At 44.9% G+C, this 6183-nt stretch carries 5 protein-coding genes; 4 read left to right on the plus strand and 1 reads right to left on the minus strand.

Annotation, left to right across the window (positions count from 1 at the left end; genetic code table 11):
* Window positions 1–679: 679 nt before the first annotated feature.
* Window positions 680–1336 carry a 2OG-Fe dioxygenase family protein gene (locus AB4351_RS05750; protein WP_372073733.1) on the plus strand — a complete coding sequence of 219 codons (657 nt, stop codon included), beginning with the start codon at window positions 680–682 and terminating at the stop codon, window positions 1334–1336.
* Window positions 1320–2555 (plus strand): cysteine desulfurase-like protein, encoded by a 1236-nt coding sequence (locus tag AB4351_RS05755; RefSeq protein ID WP_048669267.1) that lies wholly within the window; start codon window positions 1320–1322, stop codon window positions 2553–2555. Before AB4351_RS05750 ends, AB4351_RS05755 begins: the two co-directional genes overlap by 17 nt.
* Window positions 2556–2703: 148 nt before the next feature.
* On the opposite strand, the gene AB4351_RS05760 is transcribed toward AB4351_RS05755, so the two are convergent.
* The gene (locus AB4351_RS05760; protein WP_372125337.1) at window positions 2704–3375 is read right to left on the minus strand and encodes a type 1 glutamine amidotransferase domain-containing protein; all 672 of its coding nucleotides are present in this window, start codon (window positions 3373–3375) and stop codon (window positions 2704–2706) included.
* A 227-nt stretch (window positions 3376–3602) separates the two neighbouring features.
* On the opposite strand from AB4351_RS05760, the gene AB4351_RS05765 reads away from it, so the two are divergent.
* A complete protein-coding gene (locus tag AB4351_RS05765; RefSeq protein ID WP_372125339.1) occupies window positions 3603–4487 on the plus strand; it encodes a LysR family transcriptional regulator in 885 nt (294 codons plus the stop codon).
* 350 nt (window positions 4488–4837) lie between these two features.
* Window positions 4838–6088, plus strand: a complete 1251-nt coding sequence (locus AB4351_RS05770) for a sensor domain-containing diguanylate cyclase (RefSeq protein ID WP_137001097.1) — start codon at window positions 4838–4840, stop codon at window positions 6086–6088.
* The last annotated feature ends 95 nt before the right edge of the window (window positions 6089–6183 follow it).

A 6183-nucleotide genomic window follows, 5' to 3' on the forward strand; every position in this document is an offset into this window, starting at 1 on the left:
AACCTCCCTCGGTAATCACAGAAGAGTCTCTAACATTTGTGAATACCTACTAATGTTCTTGGCTGTCAAAAAACACTAACTAAACTCTCTTCTCAATATTCCACTTCAAACACTTTCTAGGCTAAAAGAGCAATCAACTCGCTCCCTAAAAAGAAGTAAACCATTTGGGGCGGCCGAGTTCCCCCCGAACTCGACCTGTTCCAGACGCGCAAGCAAAGGCGTTTGGTTTCTGGCGTACTCATAAATTAACCAATTTCAGTTTGTTGTGTAAATAATCAATAGTTTGGCAATTGATAGGTAGGTCGTATTTCGCGGTGCAAAAGCATAGAAATGAATGATGGCGAGTGTGATGCCTGAACTCAGGCAAGGAGGCTGGCGTATTAAAGGGAAAGGGCTGACACAATATGAAACATAGCTTGCTAGTTTATAATATCGTTAAATTTAAATTTGCAGGGATTTATAACTAGCTAGTGGAGTGTGCTAGTTTTAAGAGTTGGTCATCTTTTATTCTGGTGTTATGCACTGCTTTTGAATTTAAAGTTAGTTTTACTATCTGAATTATTATTTCTGACGGGATAAATGATTGTTTAATGTTGATTTGACAAGATCTTTAAGTATCCTTTATGTAAACAAAACGTTAAATGTCGAAAGTAAATTAACAATCATTAAGGAGTCGATGATGTTACATGCTCACGAAAATACCCTACATATTACCCACCTCAGTAACCACGCAGTTGAGGAGTTGTCACCTTCATTCTCTAAGCTACCAAGTACAGAGCATGCGGATGGCCAGTTTCGATTGAGAAGGTACTCGGTGGTTCAATTCAGTAATGGACAAGTCGTTGAGCTAGACAAACATAACTTTGTTCAGTCTGAAAACATTAATCACTTTCAAGGTGACGTTGTTCGCCAATTCGAGCCGATTGAAGCACCAATTCTAAGCAGCCAAGGCATGCAAGAGATGTGTGAACTGTTTATTGAAACCAACGGGCTTGAAGACGGACAAGAAATCGAAATCCACCAAATTCGTATCGCTGCCATTTATGAAGAGACGCAGGTTGCGCCAGAAGGCGTGCACCAAGATGGCTTCGACCACATCGCGTTAATTGGTGTGAACCGTCATAACATTGTGGGTGGCGAAATCATGCTATACCAAGATTCTCATGAAGCGCCATTCTTTAGAAAAGTGCTTGAAAACGGCGATGTTACGATGCTTGCAGACAGCAAGTTGTGGCACAACGCACAACCAATTCGCACTATAGACCACGATGAGATGGGTTACATGGATTTGTTTGTGCTAACGGCTAAGGATGCGCGTAATGTCCTTCACTCTTAATGATGTACGCCAACAGTTTAGCGCGTTAGGCCAATACCATAACGGTAAGCCTGTGACCTTTTTTGATGGGCCGGGTGGCTCTCAGGTTCCTGAAAATGTTTTGGCGTCCATGACGGAATACCTCGGGCACTTTAATTCAAACCTAGGCGGTCATTACTTTTCTAGCCAAAAGACTACAAGCTTAATGCAGCAAGCGAGAGAAGCAGCACAAGCGCTACTCAATGCTGAGTCTTCTGGCAACGTTGTGTTCGGTGCGAACATGACTTCGCTGACCTTCCAACTGAGCCGAGCGATCAGCCGCGATTGGAAAGAGGGCGATGAAGTTATCGTCACTGCGTTAGACCATTACTCAAATGTATCAAGCTGGCAGCAAGCGGCCGACGACAAAGGCGCGATTGTTCGCCAAGTACGTGTCGACGAATCGGATTGCAGCCTAGACATGGCGCACTTTGAGTCTCTGTTAAATGAGAAGACTAAGCTTGTCGCGGTGACGTTTGCTTCGAACACCACGGGTTCGATTGTTGATATGGCGAAAGTCATTGAGCTTGCACATCAGCATGGTGCTCAGGTTTATGTTGATGCGGTTCACTACGCTCCTCATCACTTGATCGATGTTCAACAACTGAATTGTGATTTCTTAGCGTGCTCGGCTTATAAGTTCTTTGGCCCGCATGTGGGTATTGCTTACATTGCGCCTCAATGGCTGCATACGTTAAAGCCTTACAAGGTAGAGCCAGCCACTAACATTGGCCCAGGCCGATTTGAAACAGGAACACAAAGCTTCGAAGGCCTAGCGGGTGTGATTGCAGCGGTGGATTACTTAGCGCAGTTTGGTGAGCCAACAGATTCACTGCGTTCTCGTTTAGAGCAAAGCTACGCGCTTTATAACAAGCATGAAAGCCAGCTTAGTGAGTACTTCCTTAAACGCTTGTCTGATCTCGAAGGGGCAAAGCTTTACGGGAAAACAGAGTTTGACTCGAATCTAAGAACGCCAACATTTGCCATCACCTTTGATAATCACTCTCCAGAGTTTATCGCTAAGAAGCTGGGCGAGCATAATATCTGTGTGTGGAATGGACACTTCTACGCGCTAGGTTTGGTGAAGCAGCTGGGTATCGAAGAGCAGGGCGTGGTGCGTATTGGTTGTATGCATTACAACTCGATTGAAGAGATCGACTTGCTGTTCAATGTGCTTGAAGGGATCTTGCGAAGCCATTAGCAAGCAGTCACTAGCACTTAATAGCTAAAGAATTAGAAAAGAGCATACTTCTCTCATGAACATTGAGTAGGACGTATGCTCTTTTTCGTTTCACAGCGCTTATTACTTATTTACGTAACGCCAGTGATTCGATTAAGACCGCTTTTAATCAAGACAGCTGCTCAACAATAGCTACACCCACTGCGTGTGCACTGGTTGGGTTTTGACCGGTAATCACTCGCTCATCAACAATCACAAGCTCTTGCCAAGGTTGAACCTTGTTGAAACGCGCTGCGCTGCGAGCAAGAGACTCTTCCAATAAGAACGGAATGTCGTTGATGGTGCCAAAGTCGATCTCTTCTTCACGAGTAAAGCCAGTCACCGATTTAGAGCTTAATAGCTTCTCGCCATTGCTTAGAACAATCGGAAGCAGGGCTGCTGGGCCATGACATACTGCCGCAATCACACCACCATCTTCGTAATGCTTAGCCGCAATAGCAGCGAATTGCTCGTTGGTTGCTAGGTCTGAAAGCAAACCGAAACCACCTGGGTAGAAGATAGCATCGTAGCTTTCTGCATTAATTTGGTTTACAGGAATCGTATTGTTGATGCGGTTTTGGAAGTCATCATCAGCCAAGATCTCAGCGTTTACTGAATCCCCTTCAATATCGGTTCCGTACAATGGGCCTTTACCACCCTTGACAGAAGCGATGTCGTACTCAAAACCCGCAGCAATGATCTCTTTGAGAGCATGAGTCAGTTCAGGCGCATAAGTACCATTCGCTTGATCTGTATCGCCTAGTGTTGCGTGGTTAGTCACTGGAATTAGTATTTTTTTCATGATTCGTCCCTTTGAGCTGCTGTTTTTTTATTTAGGTGCTGACGCTTTTCGTTAAGCACTGATGCTGTTCGTTAGGCGCTAGCGCTTAGAGCTTGGTATCGCGTTGTTACTTAGCTATCGCCGTCTTGTTGTTTCTAATACTAGCTCTAAACCAATTAGGTGATAATATGCTAAACAGGCAAAACATTGTTGCTATATAGCAAAGATAAAATACGAGTAGATTAAGTATGGATAGCTTTGAAGGGATTAACGAATTTGTTGCAGTTGCTGAGTGCCACGGCTTTTCAGCGGCCGCCAAACAGTTAGGTTGCAGTACCAGCCATGTGAGTCGGCAGGTTTCAAGGTTGGAAGAGAGAGTGGGAGTGGCTCTGCTTGCGCGTTCAACACGGATGGTTAGCCTGACTGAATCTGGCCACACCTATTACCAACAGTGCAAAGACTTGGTGATTGGGCTGCAACAGGCCAATGAACAAGTCACGTCTCAACAAACTCAGTTGAGTGGTACTTTACGTGTTAGTGCGGCGGGCGCATTTGCAGAGAACCATGTTGCCGCGGCGCTGATGGAGTTTGCTAAAGAGCATCCTGAGCTCACCATAGAAATGAATTTCAATACCAAGATGGTTAACTTCATCGAAGATGGTATCGACTTCGCTATTCGTTACGGCCGATTGGACGATTCAGGTTTGGTGGCAAGAAAGCTCGTCGATCGCCCAATGGCGGCCGCAGCCAGTAAAGACTATATAGAGCAATTTGGTACGCCCAATCACCCTGAGCAGTTGAAAATGCACAGCTGCATTATCGCCAACAGTGATCAGTGGCTATTTGAGAAAGAGGGCAAACCGTTAAATGCAGTGCGAGTGCATGGGCGCTGGCGCAGTAACAATTCGAGTGCAGTACTGAAAGCTTGTGAAGAGGGGCTTGGTGTTGTCTACCTTCCCAAAAGCAGTTTCAATGGCGGCCTGACTAATGGAAAGCTCGTTCCAGTGCTAGAAGAATATTGGGGAGCAGGTACAAGCAGTTGGATCGTATATCAAAACCGTCGCTTTCTTCCACAGAGAGCAAGGCTGGCTATCGACTTCTTAGTGTCTTATTTTTCCGATTGGAATGAATAACCGACGAGGTTTTAAGCAAACAGCCAAAATGCTAGAAGTGAATAATGAACGGAATTGAAAAGAGTCGTGATTAGCGCTAGCTACCTACTTTAAGGTCGAAAACAGAAAAGCTAATTCTTACATAGATATACGTTATCTTTTTTTGTTTTTTGACGCGAGTAATAGGAATGAGAGACTTGTCTACTTTTGATAACTGGTGTTAGCGATTGAATTGTAGAGAAGCTCGCAACAGTACGATATACTAGATACCATATTAATGTCCCTAACGCGTGATAGATTCTGTGGAAGCGTTGGCAGGATTTGTTGTTATGCTCCAGTTCATGAAGTGTAGCTAGAGTGCGGAGTTGGCAATGTCTTCAATAAATTTCGAATCCACGTACGGTGTAATAACTATTCAAGATATGAATGTAGTGAGTGTTGACGCTAACTATGCTCGCATCTATGGATACCAATCGCCCGAAGAACTACTTTCTAATATCGATAGCTTTCTAGATTTAATCTCAGAAGATTACCATGTTTTAGCTTATCAAAATTACCTTGAAACGGTCAGTGGTCAACGCGACCCTCAGGTTCACACCTATACCAATATTGATCGTAATGGCAGAGAGTTCACTGTGTTTTCTATCGACCATGTGACGGAGTGGCAGGGAAGACCTGCACTGCAAGTCACGGTGATCGATCTTTCCCCTGCGATTCAGCTGCAAAATGCGGTGCGTGAGCAAGATAAGATGTATCACGACATGATCATGCAATCTGGGCAGGGCATCTTGGTTCACCGAGATTTCAAGCCGCTGATGGTTAATCAATCTTGGGTCAACATGCAAGGCGCGGCTTCCATCGAGCAAGTTCTAGAGCTGGACTCGATTCTTGAATTGGTGCCAAAACAGAATGCCGATGGCATCAGCAAGCACTATCAGGCGATCGTGTCGGGTGAGTTGTCTGGCACGAGTACCGTGGTTGAAAATATCGGCTTTGACGGCGTTCATCGGTTCTTCAATATTTACGACAATGCGATTACTTGGAAAGGTCAGCCAGCCGTTCAGGTTGTACTTGAAGATGTGACGCAAAAGGTGATGCTGGAAAAGCAGTTGGTTCACCAAGCGAACTTCGATGAAATGACCGACTTACTTAACCGCAGAGCGATTTATGAGTGGTTGAGAGAGCACATGTCCTCTAACAACTACCTTGTGTGTATGCTGCTGGATATCGATGATTTTAAGTCGATTAATGACACTTACGGTCATATGGTCGGTGATGAGGTCATTTGTGCTTTGGCTAATATTACCAAGCGCAGTGCCGAGAAAGCCGGCGGAGTCGCAGGCCGTTGGGGTGGCGAAGAGTTCATTATATTTATCCCAAACACGTCTCTTGAAACAGCACACGAAGTGTCAGAAGAGATTCGCCAACAGTTCAATCAAGTTGAATTCAGAATTGATGAACAGTTACGATTTAATTCGAGTGTCAGTATCGGAATCAGTGATAGCCAAGCCTGTGAAGACGGTGTCACGATTGATGCACTCGTGAATTTAACCGATCAATCTCTCTATCGCGCGAAAGCCAACGGCAAGAATTGTGTAGACGGAGATGTGGTTGCGCTCTAACGCCTAAAATCGTCATCGAAAGCGAATAGGATCGACAACGAAAAATGCCCTCAAGTCATCACTTGAGGGCATTTTATTTGTGCGCCGAGCATGGC

Source organism: Vibrio sp. 10N.261.51.F11, assembly GCF_041471665.1.
GTDB classification, from domain to species: Bacteria; Pseudomonadota; Gammaproteobacteria; order Enterobacterales; family Vibrionaceae; genus Vibrio; species Vibrio crassostreae_C.